Below are 26593 nucleotides of genomic sequence, written 5' to 3'. Positions count from 1 at the left end.
AATGATTCGCTTTGAACACGTCAGCAAGGCCTATCTCGGCGGGAGACAAGCGCTGCAGGGGGTAACATTCCACCTCCAGCCAGGCGAGATGGCATTCCTGACCGGCCATTCCGGCGCGGGGAAAAGTACCCTGCTCAAGCTGATCTGTGGGATCGAGCGGCCAAGTGCCGGGAAAATCTGGTTCAGCGGCCATGAAATTAGCCGTCTTAAGAACCGTGAAGTGCCGTTCCTGCGTCGTCAGATTGGCATGATTTTCCAGGATCACCACCTGCTGATGGATCGCACGGTTTTCGATAACGTCGCGATCCCGCTGATTATTGCCGGCGCCAGTTACGATGATATCCGCCGTCGCGTTTCGGCGGCGCTGGATAAGGTCGGGCTGCTGGACAAAGCGAAGAACTTCCCGATCCAGCTCTCCGGCGGTGAGCAGCAGCGCGTGGGCATCGCCCGTGCGGTGGTGAACAAGCCTGCCGTCTTGCTGGCGGATGAACCGACCGGTAACCTGGACGATGCCCTCTCTGAAGGGATCCTGCGTCTGTTTGAGGAATTTAACCGCGTGGGGGTCACGGTACTGATGGCGACGCACGACATGGGGCTTATCTCACGCCGTTCGTACCGCATGCTGACCCTGAGCGACGGGCATTTGCACGGAGGCCACGGTGAATAAGCGTGATGCAATGAACCAGATACGGCAGTTCAGCAACCGGTTTGACCGTTTCCGCAAGCCTCAGGGCGGCGGAGACGGCAATCGCCATGCGCCTAAGCGTGCCAAAGCGACACCGAAACCGAACTCCCGTAAAACCAACGTCTTCAACGAACAGGTGCGCTACGCCTTCCAGGGCGCGTTGCAGGATCTAAAAAGCAAACCGCTGGCGACGTTCCTGACGGTGATGGTGATTGCCATCTCCCTGACGCTGCCCAGCGTCTGCTACATGGTTTACAAAAACGTGAACCAGGCGGCGTCCCAGTACTATCCGTCGCCGCAGATTACCGTTTATCTGGATAAAGCCCTCGACGATAACGCGGCGGCTCAGGTAGTGGGGCAGATTCAGGCCGAGCAGGGCGTGGAGAAAGTGAACTATCTTTCCCGCGATGAAGCGCTGGGCGAATTCCGCAACTGGTCCGGGTTCGGCGGCGCGCTGGATATGCTGGAAGAGAACCCGCTGCCCGCCGTGGCGGTGGTGATCCCGAAGCTCGATTTCCAGGGCACCGATTCGCTCAACACCCTGCGCGACCGCATTACCCGCATCAATGGGATTGATGAAGTGCGCATGGACGACAGCTGGTTTGCCCGTCTTGCCGCCCTGACCGGGCTGGTGGGGCGCGTATCGGCGATGATCGGCGTGCTGATGGTGGCGGCGGTGTTCCTCGTCATCGGTAACAGCGTGCGCCTGAGCATCTTCGCCCGTCGCGATACCATCAACGTGCAGAAACTGATTGGCGCAACGGATGGTTTCATCCTCCGCCCGTTCCTCTATGGCGGCGCGTTATTAGGTTTTTCTGGTGCATTTCTTTCATTGATTTTGTCAGAAATTTTGGTGATGCGGCTGTCCTCTGCCGTCACCGAGGTGGCGCAGGTTTTCGGAACGAAGTTTGATATCAGTGGCTTAGGGTTCGATGAGTGCCTGCTGTTGCTGCTGGTCTGCTCCATGATCGGCTGGGTGGCGGCATGGCTGGCAACGGTTCAACATTTACGCCACTTTACTCCCGACTAATAAAAGCGTGATATAATCTTTCCCTGCACCGAGATGTTCGCTTGCAGGGAAAGCGTCCCTGTTGTCTCTTCCCCTGTAATCATCTTCATGTCACATTTTGTGCGTAATTTATTCACTGTTGCACCTGGAACTTGTGGATAAAATCACTGTCTGATAAAAGAGTGAATGCTAATCTCGTTGCTCAAACGCTTTGGCATGGTTGTTGCCTGACGGGGACAACCTGGACCAGAAGAAACATTGAGAGGAATGAATGACCAAAGAAATGCAAACTTTAGCTTTAGCCCCTGTTGGTAACCTGGAATCTTACATCCGGGCTGCGAACACCTGGCCGATGTTAACGGCTGAGGAAGAAAAGGAGCTTGCTGAAAAGCTGCATTACCAGGGCGATCTGGAAGCAGCTAAAACGCTGATCCTGTCTCACCTGCGCTTTGTTGTTCACGTTGCTCGTAATTATGCGGGCTACGGCCTGCCGCAGGCGGACCTGATTCAGGAAGGTAACATTGGCCTGATGAAGGCGGTACGTCGCTTCAACCCGGAAGTGGGTGTGCGACTCGTCTCCTTCGCCGTGCACTGGATCAAAGCGGAAATTCACGAATACGTCCTGCGTAACTGGCGTATTGTGAAAGTCGCTACGACGAAAGCGCAGCGCAAACTGTTCTTCAACCTGCGTAAAACCAAGCAGCGTCTGGGCTGGTTCAATCAGGATGAAGTGGAAATGGTGGCGCGCGAGCTGGGTGTTTCCAGCAAAGACGTCCGCGAGATGGAATCCCGAATGGCCGCGCAGGACATGACGTTTGATATGTCTGCCGACGACGATGCCTCCGACAGCCAGCCGATGGCACCGGTCCTGTATCTGCAGGATAAAACCTCTAACTTTGCTGACGGCATTGAAGAGGATAACTGGGAAGACCAGGCGGCGAACAAGCTGACCTTCGCGATGGAAGGCCTCGACGAGCGTAGCCAGGATATCATCCGTGCCCGCTGGCTGGACGAAGATAACAAGTCCACGTTGCAGGAACTGGCCGACCGCTACGGCGTCTCCGCTGAACGTGTGCGTCAGCTTGAGAAGAACGCCATGAAAAAACTTCGCGCCGCTATCGAAGCGTAATTTCCTCGAAGTACACCGAGAACCCCTGGATGAGAGTCTGGGGGTTTTGTTTTTTTAGCGCCCGCTCTGGCGAATTTCTTCCCCCTGGCAAACACTTACTGATGCGCTAAGCAGGCGACTTTCAGAGGGTGACAGGGTGAAAAATAACGAACTGAACGACCGGCGTTTACAGGCGACGCCGTGCGGTATCGGCGTCATGTGTAACTTCTATGCCGATAAAGCCGAAAACACCACGGTGTGGGATGTAGAAGGTAACGAGTATATTGATTTTGCCGCCGGGATCGCCGTGCTGAATACCGGGCATCGCCATCCTAAAGTTATCGCCGCCATCGAAAAACAGCTTCATGCCTTTACCCATACCGCTTACCAGATCGTCCCCTATGAAGGTTATGTGGCGCTTGCCGAGCGCATCAACCAGCGCGTACCCATAGAGGGGCCAGCCAAAACCGCCTTCTTCTCAACGGGTGCAGAAGCGGTCGAAAACGCGGTGAAAATTGCCCGGGCGTACACCAGACGTCCCGGCCTTATCACCTTCGGCGGCGCGTTCCACGGCCGTACCTTTATGACCATGGCGCTGACCGGCAAAGTGGCGCCCTATAAGCTCGGCTTCGGCCCGTTCCCCGGCTCGGTGTACCACGCGCAATTCCCCAACAACCTGCACGGCGTCAGTACCGCCGAAGCGTTAAAAAGCCTGGAGCGCATCTTCAAAGCCGATATCGCGCCCGATCAGGTGGCGGCAATCATTATTGAACCGGTTCAGGGCGAGGGCGGATTCAACGTCGCGCCCGCTGATTTTATGCAGGCGCTGCGTGCCCTGTGCGATACCCACGGGATTTTACTGATTGCCGACGAAGTGCAAACCGGCTTCGCCCGTACCGGCAAGCTATTCTCCATGGAAAACCACTGCGTGAAGCCCGATCTGATCACCATGGCGAAAAGCCTGGCGGGCGGAATGCCGCTCTCTGCCGTCTCTGGCCGGGCAGAGGTGATGGACGCGCCCGCTCCGGGCGGACTGGGCGGCACCTATGCGGGTAACCCGCTGGCGATTGCGGCGGCCCATGCGGTGCTGGACGTGATTGACGAGGAAGATCTCTGCACGCGCGCGTCTCATCTCGGCCATCATCTTGTCGAGGTGCTGAATAAAGCGAAGGATGGCTGTCCCTGGATCGCCGATATCCGTGGGCAGGGCTCGATGGTGGCGGTGGAATTTACCGATCCGCAAACCGGACAGCCGTCGCCGGAATTTACCCGTCAGGTTCAGGAGCGCGCGTTGAACGAAGGGCTGCTGCTTTTGAGTTGCGGCGTCTACGGCAACGTTATCCGCTTCCTCTACCCGCTCACCATCCCCGAAGCGCAGTTCCGTAAAGCGCTGGATATTATTTCCGCCTCGCTGACACGATAAAGCCAAAAGCCCGGCTCAAATGACAGTCGGGCTTATCATATTTTCATTTCAAATTAGCTATTCCAAAATCATAAAAATGGGGTATGTTTTAGCAGAGTATGCTGAAAAAGCGCGAACGGCACGCCTATAATTGAAATAAAGCGCTACACAACAACATCACAACAATCGTTATAACCATAATAATGGGGAATCTCAGGATGAACATGAAGGGTAAAGCGTTACTGGCAGGATGTATCGCGTTGGCATTCAGCACTATGGCGCAGGCCGATATTAAAGTGGCCGTGGTGGGCGCGATGTCCGGTCCGGTAGCACAGTACGGCGACCAGGAATTTACGGGCGCGGAACAGGCGGTTGCAGACATTAATGCTAAGGGCGGCATCAAGGGCGAAAAGCTGCAAATCGTAAAATATGACGATGCCTGTGACCCGAAACAGGCGGTCGCGGTGGCGAACAAAGTGGTAAACGACGGGATCAAATACGTTATCGGTCACCTGTGCTCCTCTTCCACCCAGCCCGCGTCTGACATCTACGAAGACGAAGGCATTCTGATGATCACGCCGGCTGCGACGGCACCAGAGCTGACCGCGCGCGGCTATAAGCTGATCCTGCGTACCACCGGTCTGGACTCCGATCAGGGGCCAACCGCCGCGAAATACATCGTGGAAAAAGTGAAGCCGCAGCGCATCGCGATTGTTCATGACAAACAGCAGTACGGCGAAGGCCTGGCCCGTGCGGTGCAGGATAACCTGAAAAAAGCGAATGCCAACGTGGTGTTCTTTGACGGTATCACCGCCGGTGAGAAAGACTTCTCGACTCTGGTAGCGCGTCTGAAGAAAGAGAATATCGACTTCGTTTATTACGGCGGCTACCACCCGGAAATGGGGCAGATCCTGCGTCAGGCGCGTGCGGCGGGTCTGAAGACACAGTTCATGGGGCCAGAAGGCGTGGCGAACGTTTCCCTGTCTAACATCGCGGGTGAGTCTGCTGAAGGGCTGCTGGTGACCAAACCGAAAAACTACGACCAGGTGCCTGCGAACAAACCTGTTGTAGATGCCATCAAGGCGAAGAAACAGGATCCAAGCGGTGCGTTCGTCTGGACCACTTACGCAGCGTTGCAGTCTCTGCAAGCGGGCCTGAACCAGTCAGCCGATCCGGCGGAGATTGCCACCTGGCTGAAAGCGAACTCGGTGGAAACCGTGATGGGGCCGCTGTCCTGGGATGAGAAGGGCGACCTGAAGGGCTTCGAGTTCGGCGTGTTTGACTGGCATGCCAACGGCACGGCGACAGACGCCAAATAAAAGCAAAAAGGCAACGTAAGTTGCCTTTTTTAATGTTTTCTCCCTCTCCCCGTGGGAGAGGGCCGGGGTGAGGGCATCAGGCCGCACAGCCCCGCTTTTGCCCGGTGGCGCTTCGCTTACCGGGCCTACAATGAGCACCTCGCAGCCGCTACCCGGCTTTCTTTTAGCGCTTCTCCCACCCGTTCGCCTGCGCCGTAAACCCTAACGCCTGCATAAACGCCGCCATTACGCCGCGATCCTCCACGCCCACGTCGGCCATCCACCAGGAGGTCACGCTCGGGTTTTCGCGGATCACCTCTTCAATCAAATACTGCCCGACCCCGCGACGACGGGTCACGTCGCGCACGCGCAGGGAGTCCAGCGCCCCTTCCGTGCCGCTCAGCGTTACGCGGACGGCGGCCAGCAGGCGCTCGTTAAAGCGCGCGGCATACATGCGGTGGTTCTCATCGACGGCCAGCGATGAAGAAGAATATTCCGGCCAGATCTTGCCCAGGTCGATATGATCCTGGTCGCTAAAGGTCACCAGACGCACGATAGTCAGTTTCATTAGCTGCTTGTCCAAATCAAAAAGAGTACGGCCAGTGTACTCAATTTAATTGCTCAGGCACTTTCTCTTTTTCTTCCCATTTACTAGGTGATTAGTTTTTTGGCAACGCGATGGGCAGTTTGAAAACACATGGATCGAAAAATAAGCAGAATTTTAACCTGAATGGTAGTGATTTATTCGGCGCTTTGTACCGTTATTTTATGCTGCAAACTGCGCTTTTATTTGTTTATCTCCGTCTGATTTCAGAATATTATCTTTGCTTAATCGCCTGAAAAATAGAGATATTAGTCTGGTTTTTGTTAAAAACCTGCGCTAAACCATTAAAGGCACTGGTAAAAATAGCGTTGTTCATTAAAAGTACAGAATGCTTTTTAACCATAATAAAACAAAATATAAACATCACTTCACGAATGGGGATTCTGAGATGAAAAGGAACGCGAAGACGTTAATCGCGGGGATGGTCGCACTGTCGATCTCGCATGCCGCTATGGCAGACGACATTAAAGTTGCGGTAGTGGGTGCGATGTCCGGCCCCGTTGCCCAGTGGGGCGATATGGAGTTCAACGGCGCGCGTCAGGCCATCAAAGATATCAATGCTAAAGGCGGCATCAAAGGCGACAAGCTGGTGGGCGTAGAGTATGACGACGCCTGCGATCCAAAACAGGCCGTCGCGGTCGCCAACAAAATCGTTAACGACGGTATCCAGTACGTCATCGGGCACCTGTGTTCCTCCTCCACGCAGCCTGCGTCTGATATCTACGAAGACGAAGGCATCCTGATGATCACCCCGGGCGCCACCAACCCGGAACTGACCCAGCGCGGTTACCAGCACATTATGCGTACCGCCGGTCTGGACTCCTCGCAGGGGCCAACCGCCGCCAAATACATCCTCGAAACCGTTAAGCCACTGCGCATTGCCATCATTCATGACAAACAGCAGTACGGTGAAGGCCTGGCGCGCTCCGTACAGGACGGCCTGAAAAAAGGCGGGGCGAATATCGTCTTCTTCGACGGCATTACCGCCGGTGAGAAAGACTTCTCCGCGCTGATCGCCCGCCTGCAAAAAGAGAATATCGACTTCGTTTACTACGGCGGCTACTACCCGGAAATGGGGCAGATGTTGCGCCAGGCGCGCGCCACCGGTCTGAAAACCCAGTTTATGGGGCCTGAGGGCGTCGGTAATGCCTCCCTGTCGAACATCGCGGGCGATTCTGCCGAAGGCATGCTGGTGACGATGCCAAAACGCTATGACCAGGATCCGGCGAATAAAGCTATCGTGGATGCGCTCAAGGCACAGAAGAAAGATCCGAGTGGCCCATACGTCTGGATCACCTACGCGGCCGTGCAGTCGCTGGCCACGGCCATGGATCGCACCGGCAGCAAAGAGCCGCTGGATCTGGTGAAAGATTTAAAAGCACACGGGGCGAACACCGTGATTGGGCCGCTGAACTGGGATGAGAAAGGCGATCTGAAGGGATTTGAATTTGGTGTCTTTAAGTGGCACGCCGACGGTTCGTCCTCGGTCGCCAAATAATAATCCCACCGCCCGGTTTACCGGGCGGATATAAAAAGGTTTGCATATGTCCGAGCAGTTTCTCTACTTTTTGCAGCAGATGTTTAACGGCGTCACGCTGGGAAGCACCTACGCGCTGATCGCCATCGGCTACACGATGGTTTACGGCATTATCGGCATGATCAACTTCGCCCACGGCGAGGTGTACATGATCGGTAGCTACGTCTCCTTTATGATCATCGCCGCGTTGATGATGATGGGCATCGACAGCAGCTGGTTGCTGGTGGCCGCCGGGTTTGTCGGCGCGATTGTGATTGCCAGCGCCTACGGCTGGAGCATCGAACGGGTGGCCTACCGGCCGGTGCGCAGCTCCAAGCGCCTTATTGCGCTGATCTCCGCCATCGGTATGTCCATCTTCCTGCAAAACTACGTCAGCCTGACAGAAGGTTCGCGTGACGTGGCGCTTCCAAGCCTGTTTAACGGCCAGTGGATTGTGGGGGCCAGCGAAAACTTCTCTGCCTCTGTCACCACCATGCAGCTGGTTATCTGGATTGTGACCTTCCTGGCGATGCTGGCCCTGACCGTTTTCATCCGCTACTCCCGCATGGGACGCGCCTGCCGCGCCTGCGCGGAAGACCTGAAGATGGCGAGCTTGCTCGGGATCAACACCGACCGCGTGATTGCCCTGACCTTCGTGATCGGTGCAGCGATGGCGGCGGTGGCGGGCGTGTTGCTCGGCCAGTTCTACGGCGTAATCAACCCGTACATCGGCTTTATGGCCGGGATGAAAGCCTTCACCGCCGCGGTACTGGGCGGTATCGGCAGCATTCCGGGCGCGATGATTGGCGGCCTGATTTTGGGCGTGGCCGAAGCGCTCTCCTCGGCGTACCTGAGCACCGAATATAAAGATGTGGTGTCGTTTGCCCTGCTGATTCTGGTTCTGCTGGTGATGCCTACCGGTATTCTGGGCCGTCCGGAGGTAGAGAAAGTATGAAACCGATGCATTTTGCGATGGCGCTGCTTTCTGCCGCCATGTTCTTCGTCCTGGCGGGCGTCTTTATGGGCGTCCAGTTAGGGCTGGACGGCACGAAGCTGGTGGTCGACACCGCCGCTGATATTCGCTGGCAGTGGGTGTTTATCGGCACCGCCGTGGTGTTCCTGTTCCAGCTGCTGCGTCCGCTGTTCCAGAAGACGCTGAAGAACGTCTCCGGGCCGAAATTCGTCCTGCCGGCGATCGACGGTACAACCGTGAAGCAGAAGCTGTTCCTTGTGGCGCTGCTGGTGGCTGCCGTGGCGTGGCCGTTTATGGTATCGCGCGGGACGGTGGATATTGCCACCCTGACCATGATCTACGTGATTCTGGGGCTAGGTCTGAACGTGGTGGTGGGGCTGTCTGGCCTGCTGGTGCTGGGCTACGGCGGGTTCTACGCCATCGGTGCGTACACCTTCGCGCTGCTGAACCATTATTACGGCCTCGGCTTCTGGACCTGTTTGCCGCTGGCGGGGCTGGTCTCTGCCGCCGCGGGCTTCCTGCTCGGCTTCCCGGTGCTGCGCCTGCGCGGTGACTACCTGGCGATTGTGACCTTAGGCTTCGGTGAAATCGTCCGTATCCTGCTGCTCAACAATACCGAAGTGACCGGCGGTCCGAACGGCATCAGCCAGATCCCGAAACCGACCTTCTTCGGCCTGGAGTTCAGCCGTACCGCCCGCGAAGGCGGCTGGGATACCTTCAGCAACTTCTTTGGCATCAAATACGACCCGTCCGACCGCGTGATCTGGCTCTACCTGGTGGCGCTGCTGCTGGTGGTGATTACCCTGTTTGTGATCAACCGTCTGCTGCGCATGCCGCTGGGCCGCGCATGGGAAGCGCTGCGTGAGGATGAGATCGCCTGCCGTTCCCTGGGCCTGAATCCGACCCGTATCAAGCTGACCGCGTTTACCATCAGCGCCGCGTTTGCCGGTTTCGCCGGAACGCTGTTTGCCGCGCGTCAGGGCTTCGTCAGCCCGGAATCGTTCACCTTTGCCGAATCGGCCTTCGTGCTGGCGATTGTGGTGCTCGGCGGGATGGGTTCCCAGTTCGCCGTGATCCTCGCGGCCATCCTGCTGGTGGTCTCGCGCGAGCTGATGCGCGACTTTAACGAATACAGCATGCTGATGCTGGGTGGCTTGATGGTGCTGATGATGATCTGGCGTCCGCAGGGCTTGCTGCCGATGACGCGTCCACAGCTGAAGCTTAAGAGCGCGGAAGCGAAAGGAGAGCAGGCATGAGTCAGCCATTATTATCCGTTAACGGTCTGATGATGCGTTTTGGTGGCCTGCTGGCGGTCAACAACGTGAATCTGGATCTGCACAAGAAAGAGATTGTCTCCCTGATTGGCCCGAACGGCGCAGGGAAAACCACAGTATTCAACTGCCTGACCGGTTTTTACAAGCCGACAGGTGGCACCATCATGCTGCGCGACCAGCACCTCGAAGGGCTGCCGGGCCAGCAGATTGCCCGCATGGGCGTGGTGCGTACCTTCCAGCACGTGCGTCTGTTCCGGGAGATGACGGTGATTGAGAACCTGCTGGTGGCGCAACATCAGCAGCTCAAAACCGGCCTCTTTTCCGGCCTGCTGAAAACCCCGGCCTTCCGCCGCGCGCAGGAGGAGGCGCTCGATCGCGCCGCCACCTGGCTCGACCGTATCGGCCTGCTCCAGCACGCCAACCGTCAGGCGAGCAACCTCGCCTACGGTGACCAGCGTCGCCTTGAGATCGTGCGCTGCATGGTGACCCAGCCGGAGATCCTGATGCTCGACGAACCGGCGGCGGGCCTCAACCCGAAAGAGACCAAAGAGCTGGACGAGCTGATTGCCGAGCTTCGCGATCATCACGACACCACCATCCTGCTGATTGAGCATGACATGAAGCTGGTGATGGGCATTTCGGACCGTATCTACGTGGTTAACCAGGGCACGCCGCTGGCGAACGGCACGCCGGAAGAGATCCGCAGCAACCCGGACGTGATCCGCGCATACCTTGGTGAGGCATAAGATGGAAAAAGCGATGTTAACGTTCGACAAGGTCAATGCGCACTACGGCAAGATCCAGGCGCTGCACGACGTCAGCCTGCACATCAATCAGGGCGAGATCGTCACCCTGATTGGCGCCAACGGCGCGGGGAAAACCACGCTGCTCGGCACCCTGTGCGGCGATCCGCGCGCCACCAGCGGGCGGATTGTGTTTGACGGCAAAGATATTACCGACTGGCAGACGGCTAAAATTATGCGTGAAGCGGTAGCGATCGTCCCGGAAGGGCGTCGCGTGTTCTCGCGCATGACGGTCGAAGAGAACCTGGCGATGGGCGGTTTCTTCGCCCACCGGGATGAATACCAGACCCGCATCAAATGGGTATACGAACTCTTCCCGCGCCTGTGGGAGCGGCGAATTCAGCGCGCGGGCACCATGTCCGGCGGGGAGCAACAGATGCTGGCGATTGGCCGCGCGCTGATGAGCCAGCCGCGTCTGCTGCTGCTGGATGAACCGTCGCTCGGGCTGGCGCCTATCATCATTCAGCAGATTTTCGACACCATCGAGCAGCTGCGCAAAGAGGGGATGACCATCTTCCTCGTCGAGCAGAACGCCAACCAGGCGCTGAAGCTCGCTGACCGTGGCTACGTGCTGGAGAACGGCCGCGTGGTGCTCTCCGATACCGGCGATGCGCTGCTGGCGAACGAAGCGGTGCGGAGCGCGTATTTGGGCGGCTAAGCCGTCTGTATCGCCCGGTGGCGCTGCGCTTACCGGGCCTACGGATACCATGTAGGCCGGGTAAGGCGAAGCCGCCACCCGGCTTTTTTTCATATTAACCCCTTCACACAACCATCATCCCTCTGACGCCTGGCTGTCACCTATCTGTAAACAAACAGTTATTTTTCTGTCATTCGAGCATGTCATGTTACCTCGCGAGCACAAAACGCGTGATATCGCGCATCCGGCATAATAAGAGAGATGACAATGACATCGTTACGACACACAGCTTTGGGTCTGGCAATCGGTCTGGCTTTTGCGACGAACGCAATAGCTGTGACCACCATTCCGTTCTGGCATTCTATGGAAGGGGAGTTGGGTAAAGAGGTTGACTCCCTGGCGCAACGTTTCAACGACACCCACCCGGATTACAAAATTGTGCCGGTGTACAAAGGTAACTACGAGCAGAGCCTGAGCGCGGGCATCGCCGCCTTCCGTACCGGCAATGCGCCAGCCCTGTTACAGGTTTATGAAGTCGGCACCGCGACCATGATGGCCTCCAAAGCCATCAAGCCGGTCTATGAAGTGTTCAAAGACGCGGGCATCAACTTTGACGAATCCCAGTTTGTGCCGACCGTCTCCGGTTACTACACCGATTCCAAAACCGGCCACCTGCTGTCCCAACCGTTTAACAGCTCCACGCCGGTGCTGTACTACAACAAAGATGCCTTCAAAAAAGCCGGTTTAGATCCGGAACAGCCGCCAAAAACCTGGCAGGATCTGGCGGAGTACACCGCGAAGCTGAAAGCGGCGGGGATGAAGTGCGGCTACGCCAGCGGCTGGCAGGGCTGGATCCAGATTGAAAACTTCAGCGCCTGGCACGGCCTGCCGGTTGCCACCAAAAACAACGGCTTCGATGGCACCGACGCGGTTCTGGAATTTAACAAGCCGGAGCAGGTGAAGCACATCGCGCTGCTGGCCGATCTGAACAAGAAGGGCGACTTCAGCTATTTCGGGCGCAAAGACGAATCCACCGAGAAGTTCTACAACGGTGACTGCGCCATTACTACCGCGTCTTCCGGTTCGCTGGCGGACATCCGTCACTACGCCAAATTCAACTACGGCGTGGGCATGATGCCGTACGACGCTGATGTAAAAGGCGCGCCGCAGAACGCCATCATCGGCGGGGCGAGCCTGTGGGTGATGCAGGGTAAAGACAACGGCACCTACAAAGGCGTGGCCGAGTTCCTCGACTTCCTGGCGAAGCCGGAAAACGCCGCCGAGTGGCACCAGAAGACCGGCTACCTGCCGATCACCAAAGCCGCGTACGACCTGACCCGGGAGCAGGGCTTCTACAGCAAGAACCCGGGCGCGGACATCGCGACGCGTCAGATGCTGAACAAGCCGCCGTTGCCGTTCACCAAAGGCCTGCGTCTGGGCAACATGCCACAGATCCGCACCATCGTTGATGAAGAGCTGGAAAGCGTCTGGACCGGGAAGAAAACGCCTCAGCAGGCGCTGGATTCAGCGGTAGAGCGCGGCAACCAACTGTTACGCCGCTTTGAGCAGTCGACGAAGTCTTAATTAAAATCTTACCCCTCACCCTAACCCTCTCCCCATAGGGGAGAGGGGACTGCACGGAGCCGTCTTTTCTCCCTCGCCCCTATGAGGAGAGGGCCGGGGTGAGGGGCGAAAACCTACTTGAGCTAACCTATGTCATCATCCCGTCCGGTGTTCCGTTCCCGCTGGCTGCCGTACCTGCTGGTCGCGCCGCAGCTGGTCATCACCGTTATCTTCTTTATCTGGCCTGCGGGCGAAGCGCTGTGGTACTCGGTACAAAGCGTCGATCCGTTCGGGCTTTCCAGCCAGTTTGTCGGGCTGGACAACTTTACCGCGCTGTTCCATGACAGCTACTACCTGGACTCCTTCTGGACGACGATCAAATTCAGCGCGCTGGTCACCGTCAGCGGTCTTGTCGCGTCGCTGTTCTTCGCCGCGCTGGTGGATTACGTAGTGCGCGGCAGCCGTCTGTATCAGACCCTGATGCTGCTGCCTTACGCTGTGGCTCCCGCCGTGGCCGCCGTGCTGTGGATCTTCCTGTTTAACCCGGGGCGCGGGCTGATTACCCACTTCCTGGGCGAGTTTGGCTACGACTGGAACCACGCCCAGAACAGCGGTCAGGCGATGTTCCTGGTGGTGTTCGCCTCGGTGTGGAAGCAGATCAGCTATAACTTCCTGTTTTTCTTCGCCGCGCTACAGTCTATCCCGCGTTCGCTGGTGGAGGCCGCCGCGATTGACGGCGCAGGGCCCGTTCGTCGCTTCTTCAAACTGTCGCTGCCGCTGATCGCCCCGGTGAGTTTCTTCCTGCTGGTGGTCAACCTGGTGTACGCCTTCTTCGACACCTTCCCGGTGATCGACGCCGCCACTGCGGGCGGTCCGGTACAGGCGACGACCACGCTGATTTATAAAATTTACCGCGAAGGCTTTGCCGGGCTTGATCTCTCTGCCTCTGCCGCCCAGTCCGTGGTGCTGATGTTCCTCGTCATCATCCTCACGGTGGTGCAGTTCCGCTATGTCGAAAGTAAGGTGCGCTACCAATGATTGAGAACCGTCGCGGGCTGACGATTTTCAGCCATACCCTGCTGATCCTGGGCATCCTCGTCATCCTGTTCCCACTGTACGTGGCCTTCGTCGCCGCCACGCTGGACACCAAAGCGGTGTTCGACACGCCGATGACGCTCGTCCCCGGCGGGCATCTTTTCGAGAACATGAAAACTATCTGGACCCAGGGCGTGGGGGCCAACAGCGCGCCGTTCTGGCTGATGATGCTCAACAGTTTCATCATGGCGTTCGGCATCACCGTCGGCAAAATCACGGTGTCGATGCTCTCGGCGTTTGCCATCGTCTGGTTCCGCTTTCCGCTGCGTAACCTGTTTTTCTGGATGATTTTCATCACCCTGATGCTGCCGGTGGAGGTGCGTATCTTCCCGACGGTGGAGGTGATCGCCAATCTGAAGATGCTCGACAGCTACGCGGGCTTAACCCTGCCGCTGATGGCTTCGGCGACCGCCACCTTCCTGTTCCGCCAGTTCTTTATGACCCTGCCGGATGAGCTGATTGAAGCCGCGCGTATTGACGGCGCCTCGCCGATGCGCTTCTTCCGCGACATCGTGCTGCCGCTGTCGAAAACCAACCTTGCGGCGCTGTTTGTGATCACCTTTATCTACGGCTGGAACCAGTACCTGTGGCCGCTGCTGATCGTTCAGGACGTCAACCTCGGCACCGCCGTGGCAGGCATCAAAGGCATGATAGCCACCGGCGAAGGCACCACCCTCTGGAACCAGGTAATGGCGGCGATGCTGCTCACCCTTATCCCCCCGGTCGTTATCGTTTTAGCCATGCAGCGTGCGTTTGTGCGTGGTTTAGTGGACAGTGAGAAATAAGATGGCAGGTTTAAAATTACAGGCAGTAACCAAAAGCTGGGACGGCAAAACCCAGGTCATTCAGCCGCTGACGCTCGACGTGGCGGACGGGGAATTTATCGTCATGGTCGGCCCGTCCGGCTGTGGGAAATCCACGCTGCTGCGCATGGTGGCGGGGCTGGAACGCGTAACGTCCGGGGATATCTGGATTGACCGCCAGCGCGTCACCGAGATGGAGCCCAAAGATCGCGGCATCGCGATGGTGTTCCAGAACTACGCCCTCTATCCGCACATGAGCGTGGAAGAGAACATGGCCTGGGGGCTGAAAATTCGCGGCATGGGCAAAGGCCATATCGAGGAGCGCGTGAAAGAAGCCGCGCGCATTCTGGAGCTTGACGGCCTGCTCAAGCGTCGCCCGCGTGAGCTTTCGGGTGGCCAGCGTCAGCGCGTGGCGATGGGGCGCGCCATCGTGCGCGACCCGGCGGTCTTTCTGTTCGACGAACCGCTGTCAAACCTCGACGCCAAGCTGCGCGTGCAGATGCGCCTTGAGCTACAGCAGCTGCATCGCCGCCTTAAAACCACGTCCCTCTACGTGACCCACGATCAGGTAGAGGCCATGACTCTCGCCCAGCGCGTGATGGTGATGAACAAAGGCATCGCCGAGCAGATTGGCACCCCGGTGGAAGTCTACGAAAAACCGGCCAGCCGTTTTGTGGCGAGTTTTATCGGCAGCCCGGCGATGAACCTGCTGGACGGGCGGATCAATGCTGCAGGAACCCATTTTGAGCTGGAAAGCGGGATGGCGTTGCCGATCAACTGGTACTATCGTGGCTACGCCGGGCGTAAGATGACGCTTGGTATCCGCCCGGAGCATATTGGTTTGACGTCTCAGGCGGACGGCGGCGTGCCGCTGGTGATGGACACGCTGGAGATGCTGGGTGCAGACAACCTGGCGCACGGACGCTGGGGCGAGCAAAAGCTGGTAGTGCGTCTGCCGCATCAGGAGCGCCCGAAAGCAGGCAGCACGCTGTGGCTGCATATGCCGGAAAATCACCTGCACTTATTTGACGGTGAAACAGGACAACGAGTATGAGCAACTGGCCTTACCCCCACATCGTCGCCCACCGTGGTGGCGGTAAACTGGCGCCGGAAAACACCCTGGCGGCAATTGACGCTGGCGCGCGCTACGGCCACACGATGATCGAGTTCGACGCCAAGCTGTCGAAGGACGGCGAAATTTTCCTGCTGCATGACGACAACCTTGAACGCACCAGCAACGGCTGGGGCGTGGCGGGCGAACTGCCGTGGCGCGATCTGCTGAAGGTGGATGCCGGAAGCTGGTTCAGCGGGGAATTCAAAGGTGAACCGCTGCCGCTGCTGGCGGAAGTGGCGGACCGCTGCCGCCAGCACGGCATGATGGCCAACATCGAAATCAAACCGACCACCGGCACCGGGCCGCTGACGGGCAAAGTCATCGCGCTGGCCGCGCGTGAGCTGTGGGAAGGGATGACGGTACCGCTGCTGTCGTCGTTTGACATCGACGCGCTGGAAGCGGCACAGGCGGCCGTACCAGAGCTGCCGCGCGGGCTGCTGCTGGATGAGTGGCGAGAAGACTGGCGCGCGCTGACTGCCCGCTTAGGTTGCGTGTCGATCCACCTCAACCATAAGCTGCTGGATGAAGCGCGCGTGACGCTGTTGAAAGAGGCCGGTCTGCATATCCTGGTCTACACCGTCAACAAACCCCAGCGTGCAGCCGAGCTGCTGCGCTGGGGCGTGGACAGCATCTGTACCGATGCGATTGACCAGATCGGGCCGAACTTTATTTATTAAGCATACTGCCGTTCTGCTGGGTCGGCAGCATATGCTGCTGACCGCTGCTTTGCGACATCCCGCCCCCTAACATCCCACCGTTTGAGTTTGACAGCGGCTGCTCGCGCATCTGGCCCTGCTGCACGCGCTGGGTATTAGCGTTCATCTGGTTTTGCAGGTGCTGCTGCTGCACCTGGGTCTGCGTCTTTAACTGCTGATTAAGCATCCCTTTCTGCTGCTGTTGCTGGCTCATCATCTCCGTCTGCATACGCTGCTGGCTCGGAATGACATAGCCCTGCTGGTTCGGGTTGTTCAGCGTGTTTATCGGCTGTGCGAGCGCGGCGAACGGAAGCAGCGCGATCAGGATCGGTAATCGTTTCATGGTTATCTCCTCCTTTGAGGCTTCTCTTAAGTTTATCCTGATTCCGGCATAACGATGATTTTTTAAGAGTTGTGAACCAGGCTTAAGCGGGGAATATAGGCCCCTTCACCTGGAGAACAATAATGATGAAACCAACCTTTTTGCGCTGGGTCGCCATCGCTGCGCTGATGGCAGGCGGCACATTTACCGTGGCGGCCAACCCGCCCGCCGCTCCTCCGGTCTCTTACGGCGTGGAGGAGGATGTTTTTCATCCCGTGCGGGCGACGCACGGCATGGTGGCCTCGGTTGACGCGCTGGCAACTCAGGTGGGCGTCGATATTCTTAAACAGGGCGGTAACGCGGTGGATGCGGCGGTCGCGGTCGGGTACGCGCTGGCGGTGACGCATCCACAGGCGGGGAACCTGGGCGGCGGCGGGTTTATGATGCTGCGCACGAAAGACGGTAAAACTACGGCCATCGACTTTCGTGAGATGGCACCGAATCAGGCCTCCCGCGATATGTTCCTCGACGATCAGGGCAATCCGGACAGTAAAAAATCCCTGACCTCGCACCTTGCCTCCGGCACGCCGGGCACTGTTGCGGGGTTCTCGCTGGCGCTGGAAAAATACGGCACGCTGCCGCTGAATAAAGTGGTGCAGCCTGCCATCAGGCTGGCGCGCGACGGCTTCGTCGTCAACGACGCGCTGGCGGACGACCTCAAAACCTACGGCAGCGAAGTTATTCCCAATCATGAAAACAGCAAGGCTATCTTCTGGAAAGACGGCGAGCCGCTGAAGAAGGGCGATAAGCTGGTGCAGAAGAACCTCGCAAAAAGTCTCGAACTGATTGCCGAAAACGGTCCGGACGCCTTCTATAAGGGGCCGATTGCCGATCAGATTGCCGATGAGATGCAGAAGAACGGCGGGCTGATCACCAAAGCGGATCTGGCGGAATATAAGGCGGTGGAGCGCGAGCCGATTAGCGGCACCTATCGCGGCTACGAGGTCTTCTCTATGCCGCCGCCGTCCTCCGGGGGCATTCACATTGTGCAGATCCTCAATATTCTGGAAAACTTCGATATGCACAAGTTCGGCTTCGGTAGTGCCGATGCCATGCAGGTGATGGCGGAGGCGGAAAAGCGCGCCTACGCGGACCGCTCGGAATACCTTGGCGATCCGGATTTCGTGAAGGTGCCGTGGCAGGCGCTGACCAACAAAGCCTATGCCAAATCGATTGCCGATGAGATCGACATCAACAAGGCTAAACCGTCCAGCGAGATCCGCCCGGGCAAGCTGGCGCCGTATGAAAGTAACCAGACCACCCACTTCTCGGTCGTGGACAAAGACGGAAACGCGGTGGCGGTGACATACACGCTCAACACCACCTTCGGCACCGGGATTGTGGCGGGCAACAGCGGTATTTTGCTGAACAACGAGATGGATGACTTCTCGGCCAAGCCGGGCGTGCCGAACGTCTACGGGCTGGTCGGCGGCGATGCAAATGCGGTCGGGCCGAAGAAGCGCCCGCTGTCGTCCATGTCGCCCACCATCGTGGTGAAAGACGGCAAAACCTGGCTGGTGACCGGCAGCCCGGGCGGGAGCCGGATTATCACCACCGTGCTGCAAATGGTAGTGAACAGCATCGACTTTGGGATGAACGTCGCCGAAGCGACCAATGCGCCGCGTTTCCATCACCAGTGGCTGCCGGACGAGTTGCGCGTGGAGAAGGGCTTTAGCCCGGATACCCTCAAGCTGCTTGAGCAGCGCGGGCAGAAGGTGGCGGTGAAGGAGGCGATGGGCAGCACCCAGAGCATTATGGTCGGGCCGGACGGGGCCCTGTTTGGCGCGTCGGATCCGCGGTCGGTGGATGATTTAACGGCGGGGTATTGAGGGCTCCCCTCACCCTAACCCTCTCCCCATAGGGGAGAGGGGATTGCACGGTGCGGTCTTTTCTCCCTCGCCCCTTCGGGGAGAGGGTCGGGGTGAGGGGTTACTTCATACGCGCCATATAATACGCATCCACGTACTCGCCGTTGCGCAGGGCGTAGCGCCTGCCGGTGCCTTCAATCTCAAACCCGTGCTTTTTGTACACCGCGATTGCCGGTTCATTATCGACAAACACCGTTAACTCGATGCGGTCGACGCGCAGCCAGTTGTCGAACATATCAATCATGGTGCGTATCAGCGCGCTGGCGATGCCCCGGTTTTGCCACTGCGCACCCACACAAATTCCAAAATCGGCAACGTGGCTGCGGCGCGGACGCTGGGCTACGGCAATGCACAGATGCCCGGCGACGGTATCATCAATACATGCGACAAGCTGCTTGATACCGGGCTGATCGGTTAGCCGGTCATGCCACATCTGCTCTGAGGGATGAGGAACCTGTAGCGTGTTGTGGTACACCTCCGGCTGGGCGTGGATCTGACGAATGGCGTCGTAATCTTTCGGTTCAGCGTGGCGTATCACTATCTCACTCATTCCTTGTTCCTCAGTCAGTTAAAAGTCCCTTCCAACATCAGTGACTTTAAAAGTTGAGTCAATCGCTATTTTTTGCAAAAAGTGTTGGACAAGTGCGAATGAGAATGATTATTATTGCTCTGCATTCAGGAAGACCTCCTACGGGAACCTGAAAGCACGACATTGCTCACATTGCTTCCAGTATTACTTTAGCCAGCTTCTCGCTGGCTTTTTTTTTGTTATGGTTAGACTCAGTAACCTTCCAAAAGGACTGAGCCATGACACTACATTGTGCATTTATTGGATTTGGCAAAAGCACCACGCGTTACCACCTTCCGTATGTTCTTAACCGAAAAGAGACCTGGCACGTGGCCCATATCTATCGCCGCCGCGCGAAGCCAGAAGAGCAGTCTCCGCAGTATTCCCATATTCATTTCACCAGCGATCTTGATGAAGTGTTAAATGATCCGCAGGTGAAGCTGGTGGTGGTCTGTACCCACGCCGACAGCCACTTTGACTACGCGAAACGCGCGCTGGAAGCAGGTAAAAACGTGCTGGTGGAAAAACCGTTCACCCCGACCATCGCCGAAGCGAAGGAACTCTTTGCGCTGGCGAAAAGCAAAGGCCTGACCGTCACGCCCTACCAGAACCGTCGCTTTGACAGCTGCTTCCTGACGGCAAAAAAGGCAATCGAAAGCGGCAAGCTCGGCGAGATCGTTGAAATCGAAAGCCACTTCGATTACTACCGCCCTGTGGCAGAAACCAAACCCGGCCTGCCGCAGGACGGGTCGTTCTACGGTCTGGGCGTACACACCATGGACCAGATCATCTCCCTGTTTGGCCGCCCGGACCACGTGACGTACGACATCCGCAGCCTGCGCAATAAGGCCAATCCGGACGATACCTTCGAAGCCCAGCTGTTCTACGGCGACCTGAAAGCCATCGTCAAAACCAGTCATCTGGTGAAAATCGACTACCCGAAATTTATCGTTCACGGCAAGAAAGGCTCATTTATCAAGTACGGCATCGACCAGCAGGAGACCAGCCTGAAGGCCAACATCATGCCGGGCGAACCGGGCTTTGCGGCAGATGATTCCGTGGGCGTGCTGGAGTACGTGAACGACGAGGGCCTGACGGTCAGGGAAGAGCTGAAGCCGGAAACGGGCGATTATGGACGCGTCTACGATGCGCTGTATGAAACCCTCTCCAGCGGCACGCCGAATTACGTCAAGGAATCTGACGTTCTGACGAACCTGGAAATCCTTGAACGGGCCTTCGAACAGGCTTCCCCTGCCACGCTAACCCTCGCCAGATAAGCAAAAATGGCTCCTTTGTTCTTGTTCTAAATTTTTGAACAGAGGAGTCAATTTTCACCCTCTATGATCCCTGAGCGTTTGCGTCCACACTTACTCCATCGAAACGAACTGAGGGTGAAAACAATGATCTACTTACGCAAAGCAAACGAACGTGGTCACGCGAATCATGGCTGGCTGGACTCATGGCATTCATTCTCGTTTGCCGACTACTACGACCCGAACTTCATGGGCTTCTCCGCGCTGCGCGTCATTAACGACGACGTGATTGATGCAGGCCAGGGCTTCGGTACCCACCCGCACAAGGACATGGAAATCCTGACCTATGTGCTGGAAGGGGCGGTTGAGCACCAGGACAGCATGGGCAATAAAGAGCAGGTTCCGGCGGGCGAGTTCCAGATTATGAGCGCGGGGACCGGGGTGCGTCACTCTGAGTACAACCCGAGCAAAACGGAAAAACTGCACCTGTATCAAATCTGGATCATTCCAGAAGAGACCGGCATCACGCCTCGCTACGAACAGCGCCGCTTCGATGCGAAACAGGGTAAACAGCTGGTGCTCTCCCCGGATGCGCGTGAAGGTTCCCTGAAAGTGCATCAGGATATGGAGCTGTACCGCTGGGCGCTGGCGAAAGATGAACAGTCTGTGCACCAGATCGCCGCCAACCGCCGCGTGTGGATCCAGGTGGTGAAAGGCGAGGTGTCCATCAACGGCACCAAAGCCACCACCGCCGATGGCCTGGCAGTCTGGGATGAGCAGGCGCTCTCCGTGCATGCCGACAGCGAAAGTGAAATTCTGCTGTTTGATCTGCCGCCGGTCTAAATAATTTCTCAACCTTCCCTTTAAACGGGGAAGGTTGAGCTTTGTCCGTGATAAACTGAGCAAATCTCTCACTTCAAGATTTCTCAGGACGATGAAAAAGAAACGCCCCGTACTTCAGGATGTCGCCGATCGCGTCGGTGTGACCAAAATGACGGTCAGCCGTTTTTTACGTAACCCGGAGCAGGTTTCCGTGGCGTTGCGTGGCAAGATTGCCGCCGCCCTTGATGAACTGGGTTATATCCCCAACCGCGCGCCCGATATTCTCTCCAATGCGACCAGCCGTGCGGTGGGCGTCCTGCTTCCTTCCTTAACCAACCAGGTTTTCGCTGAAGTGCTGCGTGGCATCGAAAGCGTGACCGATGCCTTTGGTTATCAGACCATGCTCGCCCACTATGGGTACAAGCCGGAACTGGAAGAGGAACGTCTTGAATCGATGCTTTCCTGGAACATTGACGGCCTGATTTTAACGGAACGTACTCACACCCCGCGCACGCTGAAAATGATTGAAGTGGCAGGCATTCCGGTGGTGGAGCTGATGGACAGCCAGTCGCCGTGCCTCGACATCGCCGTGGGGTTCGATAACTTTGAAGCGGCGCGTCAGATGACGGCGGCGATCATCGCCCGCGGTCATCGCCATGTGGCCTATCTGGGTGCGCGTCTGGATGAACGTACTATCATCAAACAGAAGGGATACGAGCAGGCGATGCTCGACGCCGGTTTAACCCCGTACAGCGTGATGGTGGAGCAATCTTCCTCTTATACGTCGGGTATTGAGCTGATGCGTCAGGCGCGACGCGAGTATCCGCAACTGGACGGTATTTTCTGTACCAACGATGACCTTGCGGTCGGCGCCGCGTTTGAGTGTCAGCGCCTGGGTTTAAAAATCCCGGATGATATGGCGATTGCCGGCTTCCACGGCCACGACATTGGCCAGGTGATGGAGCCGCGTCTCGCAAGCGTCCTGACCCCGCGTGAACGCATGGGCCGCATTGGTGCAGAACGCCTGCTGGCGCGCATTCGTGGTGAGGCAGTTACCCCTAAAATGTTAGATTTAGGTTTCACCTTGTCACCGGGTGGATCTATTTAATCCGACAAATTTGAAGTAGCTCACACTTATTCACTTCACGCACGTTTGGATATTGCTTCTCTTATGCCCCGGCAGGACAATGTTACCGATAACTGTTACCCGTAACAATTGACTGAGGGACACCCTTTGAGCACGACTAATCACGATCACCACGTTTACGTCCTGATGGGCGTGTCCGGTAGCGGTAAATCTGCCGTGGCGAGCGAAGTGGCGCATCAACTCCAGGCTGCGTTTCTTGATGGTGACTTCCTCCATCCGCGCAGCAACATCATGAAAATGGCTTCCGGCGAGCCGCTGAATGACGACGACCGCAAACCCTGGTTGCAGGCGCTGAATGATGCCGCGTTCGCGATGCAGCGCACCAATAAAGTCTCCCTGATAGTCTGTTCCGCGCTGAAAAAAACCTATCGCGACCTGCTGCGCGATGGCAACCCGAACCTCTCTTTCATCTACCTGAAAGGCGATTTCGGGGTAATTGAAAGCCGCCTGAAGGCGCGTAAAGGCCACTTCTTCAAAACCCAGATGCTGGTAACGCAGTTCGAAGCGTTGCAGGAGCCGGGGGCTGACGAACAGGATGTCTTAGTGGTTGATATCGATCAGCCGCTGGAAGGTGTTGTTGCCAGCACCATCGAGGTTATTAATAAAAGGCAGTAAGTTTTGAGTACATTAACGCTTGTTTTGACAGCAGTGGGTTCCGTATTGCTGCTGCTGTTTTTAGTGATGAAGGCACGTATGCACGCCTTCGTTGCTTTGATGGTGGTTTCTATTGGTGCCGGTCTCTTTTCCGGAATGCCGCTCGACAAAATTGCGGCGACGATGGAAAAAGGGATGGGCGGCACGCTCGGCTTCCTGGCCATCGTAGTCGCGCTCGGCGCGATGTTTGGCAAGATTTTGCACGAGACGGGCGCGGTCGATCAGATTGCCGTCAAGATGCTGAAATCCTTCGGACACAGCCGTGCGCACTACGCGATTGGTCTGGCTGGTCTGATTTGCGCGCTGCCGCTGTTCTTTGAAGTGGCGGTGGTGCTGCTGATTAGCGTGGCGTTCTCCATGGCACGCCATACCGGTACCAACCTCGTGAAGCTGGTCATTCCGCTGTTTGCGGGCGTGGCGGCGGCGGCGGCGTTTCTGCTGCCGGGGCCTGCGCCGATGCTGCTGGCTTCCCAGATGCATGCTGACTTTGGCTGGATGATCCTGATTGGCCTGTGTGCGGCGATCCCGGGGATGATTATCGCCGGTCCGCTGTGGGGCAACTTCATTAGCCGTTACGTTGAGCTGCACATTCCGGATGACATCTCCGAGCCGCACCTGGGCGAGGGCAAAATGCCGTCCTTCGGCTTCAGTCTGTCGCTGATCCTGCTGCCGCTGGTGCTGGTGGGCCTGAAAACCATCGCTGCCCGCTTTGTGCCGGTGGGGTCAACCGCTTACGAATGGTTCGAATTTATTGGTCATCCGTTCACTGCGATCCTGGTGGCGTGTCTGGTCGCGATTTACGGGCTGGCGATGCGTCAGGGCATGCCAAAAGATCGCGTGATGGAGATATGCGGTGCCGCGCTACAACCGGCGGGGATTATTCTGCTGGTGATCGGGGCGGGCGGCGTGTTCAAGCAGGTGCTGGTGGATTCCGGTGTGGGTCCGGCGCTGGGCGAAGCGCTGACCGGAATGGGCCTGCCGATTGCGGTCACCTGCTTCGTGCTGGCCGCGGCGGTGCGTATCATTCAGGGCTCCGCGACCGTGGCGTGCTTAACCGCGGTGGGGCTGGTGATGCCGGTAATTGAACAGCTGAACTACTCCGGCGCGCAGATGGCGGCGCTCTCTATCTGTATCGCGGGCGGCTCGATTGTGGTATCTCACGTGAACGACGCAGGCTTCTGGCTGTTCGGTAAATTTACCGGCGCAACCGAAGCGCAAACCCTCAAAACCTGGACGCTGATGGAAACCATCCTCGGCACGACGGGTGCGGTTGTCGGGATGATTGCGTTTACGCTGCTGAGCTAACGAGACCGTATTTTGTCGGGTGGCGGCTTCGCCTTACCCGACCTACAAAAAAATCAGGTCCCGTAGGCCGGGTAAGCGTAAGTGTATGACCGTATACATAGGTAACAGATCAGACCGGGAACATAGGTAACACTTTTCAGTCTATCCGGAGCACACTCTGGGTTTTTCGGTCGTAGTACGCAAGCGTTATTCCATTAAAGATGATGGCCTCCAGGCCATCATCTTGTTCTTCCAGCATGATGTACTCATCAGTCAGCGCTTCACTCAGGAACACCGTCCCCTTTTTCCCCATATAGAGTGTCCCCCTTGATTTCACCCTGTAGACCGTACCTCCTTCCGGATAAGCATATTCAGGAACCCTGCCATCCCAGTGCCGGCCTGAGGGTTGCCATACCGTTCCGGGCGTTGCACCCGCCAGGGCTTCATGTGGCCTTTCATAGTTAAACTCTTCCCGGTAGCCACTGAACCACCGCTGTTGTTCTTCCATCGTCATAAATATGTTGCCCTGTTTTACTGCACTTTTCAGCGAACGATGCATTCGCTCATGACGGCCGTTTTCTTCCGGATGCCCCTTTCTGATGCGTTCCGGTCTGATGCCCAGCTTTATCAGCCAGACTGCAAGGCGACTTAACCCGGCGATACCTGTTCCTGCGAAAGGCTGACCATTATCCGTTCTCAGGACTTCCGGCAGACCGTACTCCAGGAACGCATCCGTCAGGCACTGCCTGACGAAGGGCTCGCTCTCCCGGTCTGCTCCCCGGCAGCTCAGAAGATACCGGCTGTGATTGTCGGTGAGGGTGAAGGGATGACAGTATTTCCGGCTCAGCAGCCTGAACTTGCCTTTAAAATCAGCGCTCCAGACCTGATTGTTCTCACTGATGATGGTCAGGGGCTGGCGATTGCCCGGGGTTCTGCGTTTTCGCTTTTTATCCGGAACCAGGCCTTCACGCTTGAGGATATCGCCGATAGTACTGGCAGCGGGGACGGTAAAATCGACGTGATGATTGAGCAGCCACATCCGCAGTTTTTTGGGGCCCCAGTCAGGGTGTTTTTGCCTCAGGGCCGTAAGCTGCCCGGCGATATCATCAGGAACTGTCCGGGAGTGGGAGTGCGGAGCACGTGACCGGTCAGAGAGAGATGACAGGTCAGAGGGGTCAAAACGCTGAAGCCATTTGTAACCGGTTTTTCGACTGATGCCGAAGAGACGGCAGAGGGCAGAAAAAGAATCCGTACCTGCATGGCAGGCACGGATGAAATCAAGGCGTTGCATAGGTCGGGTCTCAGTCCAGGGCATAGCGAGTCTCCTCTTCTATGCCAGTTATAACTGTTACCCATGTATCCGGTCTAAAGTGTTACCCATGTTCCCGGTTCATACCTAAGCGCCACCCGGCTTTTTTACATCTTCACCCTTTCATCCATGCCCGGATCCCATCCAGGAACATCTGCGTCGCCATCATCACCAGAATCAGCCCCATCAGGCGCTCGAGGGCGTTCACCCCTTTCTCTCCCAGCAGGCGCAGGAACAGCGACGACTGCAGCAGAATAATAAATGTCCCGCCCCAGGCGATCAGCAGGGCAATGACCAGGTGGCTCATCTGATTCGGGTACTGATGCGACAGCAGCATCAGCGTCGCCAGAATCGTTGGCCCGGCGACCAGCGGAATCGCCAGCGGCACGATAAACGGTTCTTCACCCGCAGGCAGGCCGCTGCTGCTGCCTTCCGCGCTCGGGAAAATCATCTTTATGGCAATCAGGAACAAAATGATCCCGCCGGAAATGGAGACCGTTTCGGCACGTAAGTTCAGGAAAGCGAGGATTTTTTCACCGGCGAACAGGAAGATAAACATCACCAGCAGGGCGATGAGCAGCTCGCGGATCATGATCGCCCGACGGCGCTTCGGCTCGGTGTGCTTCAGCACCGACATGAAGATCGGCAGATTACCGAGCGGATCCATAATCAGGATCAATAAAACCGCTGCGGAAATGATTTCACTCATCTTAAATTATCCCTGATA

General features: G+C 57.2%; 26 protein-coding genes. 21 read left to right on the top strand and 5 right to left on the bottom strand.

Annotated elements, in window-relative coordinates; genetic code table 11:
* Position 1: 1 nt before the first annotated feature.
* From ftsE to livJ, 5 genes are all read left to right on the top strand, one after another.
* Positions 2-667: a cell division ATP-binding protein FtsE gene (gene ftsE / locus BFV65_RS20005; protein ID WP_006812284.1), complete on the top strand. Its 666-nt coding sequence runs from the start codon at positions 2-4 to the stop codon at positions 665-667.
* On the top strand, positions 660-1715 hold the full coding sequence (gene ftsX / locus BFV65_RS20000) for a permease-like cell division protein FtsX (protein WP_022649667.1): 1056 nt from the start codon (positions 660-662) through the stop codon (positions 1713-1715). Before ftsE ends, ftsX begins: the two co-directional genes overlap by 8 nt.
* Positions 1716-1965: 250 nt before the next feature.
* A complete protein-coding gene (gene rpoH, locus BFV65_RS19995; RefSeq protein WP_000159624.1) occupies positions 1966-2823 on the top strand; it encodes an RNA polymerase sigma factor RpoH in 858 nt (285 codons plus the stop codon).
* 136 nt (positions 2824-2959) lie between these two features.
* A complete protein-coding gene (locus BFV65_RS19990; protein WP_069597029.1) occupies positions 2960-4225 on the top strand; it encodes a 4-aminobutyrate--2-oxoglutarate transaminase in 1266 nt (421 codons plus the stop codon).
* Positions 4226-4422: 197 nt separating this feature from the next.
* Complete coding sequence (livJ, locus tag BFV65_RS19985; protein WP_015571474.1) at positions 4423-5523, top strand: branched chain amino acid ABC transporter substrate-binding protein LivJ; 1101 nt, start codon at positions 4423-4425, stop codon at positions 5521-5523.
* Positions 5524-5686: 163 nt separating this feature from the next.
* Here livJ and panM read toward each other — a convergent pair whose 3' ends face one another.
* Positions 5687-6070 (bottom strand): aspartate 1-decarboxylase autocleavage activator PanM, encoded by a 384-nt coding sequence (panM, locus tag BFV65_RS19980; RefSeq protein ID WP_069597028.1) that lies wholly within the window; start codon positions 6068-6070, stop codon positions 5687-5689.
* A gap of 424 nt (positions 6071-6494) precedes the next feature.
* On the opposite strand from panM, the gene livK reads away from it, so the two are divergent.
* The 10 genes from livK to ugpQ all read left to right on the top strand — a co-directional run bounded on the left by livK (position 6495) and on the right by ugpQ (position 16561).
* A complete protein-coding gene (gene livK / locus BFV65_RS19965) occupies positions 6495-7604 on the top strand; it encodes a high-affinity branched-chain amino acid ABC transporter substrate-binding protein LivK (protein WP_069597027.1) in 1110 nt (369 codons plus the stop codon).
* Between the two features lie 46 nt (positions 7605-7650).
* Positions 7651-8577: a high-affinity branched-chain amino acid ABC transporter permease LivH gene (gene livH / locus BFV65_RS19960; RefSeq protein WP_022649662.1), complete on the top strand. Its 927-nt coding sequence runs from the start codon at positions 7651-7653 to the stop codon at positions 8575-8577.
* Entirely contained in the window at positions 8574-9851 is a 1278-nt protein-coding gene (locus BFV65_RS19955) for a high-affinity branched-chain amino acid ABC transporter permease LivM (protein ID WP_069597026.1), read from the top strand. Before livH ends, BFV65_RS19955 begins: the two co-directional genes overlap by 4 nt.
* Complete coding sequence (gene livG / locus BFV65_RS19950) at positions 9848-10615, top strand: high-affinity branched-chain amino acid ABC transporter ATP-binding protein LivG (protein ID WP_022649661.1); 768 nt, start codon at positions 9848-9850, stop codon at positions 10613-10615. Before BFV65_RS19955 ends, livG begins: the two co-directional genes overlap by 4 nt.
* A gap of 1 nt (position 10616) precedes the next feature.
* The gene (gene livF, locus BFV65_RS19945) at positions 10617-11330 is read left to right on the top strand and encodes a high-affinity branched-chain amino acid ABC transporter ATP-binding protein LivF (protein ID WP_023298801.1); all 714 of its coding nucleotides are present in this window, start codon (positions 10617-10619) and stop codon (positions 11328-11330) included.
* A gap of 246 nt (positions 11331-11576) precedes the next feature.
* Positions 11577-12893 (top strand): sn-glycerol-3-phosphate ABC transporter substrate-binding protein UgpB, encoded by a 1317-nt coding sequence (ugpB, locus tag BFV65_RS19940; RefSeq protein WP_069597025.1) that lies wholly within the window; start codon positions 11577-11579, stop codon positions 12891-12893.
* 129 nt (positions 12894-13022) lie between these two features.
* Positions 13023-13910: a sn-glycerol-3-phosphate ABC transporter permease UgpA gene (gene ugpA / locus BFV65_RS19935; RefSeq protein ID WP_022649658.1), complete on the top strand. Its 888-nt coding sequence runs from the start codon at positions 13023-13025 to the stop codon at positions 13908-13910.
* The gene (gene ugpE / locus BFV65_RS19930) at positions 13907-14752 is read left to right on the top strand and encodes a sn-glycerol-3-phosphate ABC transporter permease UgpE (protein WP_023298800.1); all 846 of its coding nucleotides are present in this window, start codon (positions 13907-13909) and stop codon (positions 14750-14752) included. Before ugpA ends, ugpE begins: the two co-directional genes overlap by 4 nt.
* A gap of 1 nt (position 14753) precedes the next feature.
* Positions 14754-15824, top strand: coding sequence for a sn-glycerol-3-phosphate import ATP-binding protein UgpC (locus BFV65_RS19925; protein ID WP_022649656.1), 1071 nt, complete (start codon positions 14754-14756; stop codon positions 15822-15824).
* On the top strand, positions 15821-16561 hold the full coding sequence (gene ugpQ / locus BFV65_RS19920; protein ID WP_038416862.1) for a glycerophosphodiester phosphodiesterase: 741 nt from the start codon (positions 15821-15823) through the stop codon (positions 16559-16561). The genes BFV65_RS19925 and ugpQ overlap by 4 nt, the downstream gene beginning before the upstream one ends.
* Here the strand turns inward: ugpQ and BFV65_RS19915 are convergent.
* Positions 16551-16922, bottom strand: a complete 372-nt coding sequence (locus tag BFV65_RS19915; RefSeq protein WP_069597024.1) for a DUF2756 family protein — start codon at positions 16920-16922, stop codon at positions 16551-16553. The two genes, ugpQ and BFV65_RS19915, sit on opposite strands and share 11 nt — an antisense overlap.
* Positions 16923-17044: 122 nt before the next feature.
* On the opposite strand from BFV65_RS19915, the gene ggt reads away from it, so the two are divergent.
* Positions 17045-18790 (top strand): gamma-glutamyltransferase, encoded by a 1746-nt coding sequence (gene ggt, locus BFV65_RS19910; protein ID WP_072201895.1) that lies wholly within the window; start codon positions 17045-17047, stop codon positions 18788-18790.
* 100 nt (positions 18791-18890) lie between these two features.
* On the opposite strand, the gene yhhY is transcribed toward ggt, so the two are convergent.
* Positions 18891-19379 (bottom strand): N-acetyltransferase, encoded by a 489-nt coding sequence (yhhY, locus tag BFV65_RS19905; protein WP_069597023.1) that lies wholly within the window; start codon positions 19377-19379, stop codon positions 18891-18893.
* Between the two features lie 257 nt (positions 19380-19636).
* Here yhhY and BFV65_RS19900 point away from each other — a divergent pair, with 257 nt between their 5' ends.
* The 5 genes from BFV65_RS19900 (at position 19637) to gntU (ending at position 24578) form a co-directional block, all read left to right on the top strand.
* Positions 19637-20674, top strand: a complete 1038-nt coding sequence (locus BFV65_RS19900; RefSeq protein WP_069597022.1) for an oxidoreductase — start codon at positions 19637-19639, stop codon at positions 20672-20674.
* A 123-nt stretch (positions 20675-20797) separates the two neighbouring features.
* Positions 20798-21493: a pirin family protein gene (locus tag BFV65_RS19895; RefSeq protein WP_003861565.1), complete on the top strand. Its 696-nt coding sequence runs from the start codon at positions 20798-20800 to the stop codon at positions 21491-21493.
* Positions 21494-21584: 91 nt separating this feature from the next.
* Positions 21585-22580 (top strand): gluconate operon transcriptional repressor GntR, encoded by a 996-nt coding sequence (gene gntR / locus BFV65_RS19890; RefSeq protein ID WP_003861567.1) that lies wholly within the window; start codon positions 21585-21587, stop codon positions 22578-22580.
* 126 nt (positions 22581-22706) lie between these two features.
* Entirely contained in the window at positions 22707-23234 is a 528-nt protein-coding gene (gene gntK / locus BFV65_RS19885) for a gluconokinase (protein WP_003861569.1), read from the top strand.
* 3 nt (positions 23235-23237) lie between these two features.
* Entirely contained in the window at positions 23238-24578 is a 1341-nt protein-coding gene (gntU, locus tag BFV65_RS19880; protein WP_017693851.1) for a gluconate transporter, read from the top strand.
* A gap of 136 nt (positions 24579-24714) precedes the next feature.
* Here gntU and BFV65_RS19875 read toward each other — a convergent pair whose 3' ends face one another.
* Positions 24715-25872 carry a DDE-type integrase/transposase/recombinase gene (locus tag BFV65_RS19875; protein ID WP_023305267.1) on the bottom strand — a complete coding sequence of 386 codons (1158 nt, stop codon included), beginning with the start codon at positions 25870-25872 and terminating at the stop codon, positions 24715-24717.
* A gap of 109 nt (positions 25873-25981) precedes the next feature.
* The gene (gene yhgN / locus BFV65_RS19870; protein ID WP_003861574.1) at positions 25982-26575 is read right to left on the bottom strand and encodes an NAAT family transporter YhgN; all 594 of its coding nucleotides are present in this window, start codon (positions 26573-26575) and stop codon (positions 25982-25984) included.
* Positions 26576-26593: the final 18 nt, after the last annotated feature.

It is taken from the genome of Enterobacter hormaechei subsp. hoffmannii, from assembly GCF_001729745.1.
Lineage (GTDB): Bacteria > Pseudomonadota > Gammaproteobacteria > Enterobacterales > Enterobacteriaceae > Enterobacter > Enterobacter intestinihominis.
The sequence above is the reverse complement of the archived record's forward strand: the minus strand, read 5'-3'. Positions and strand labels throughout refer to the sequence as shown.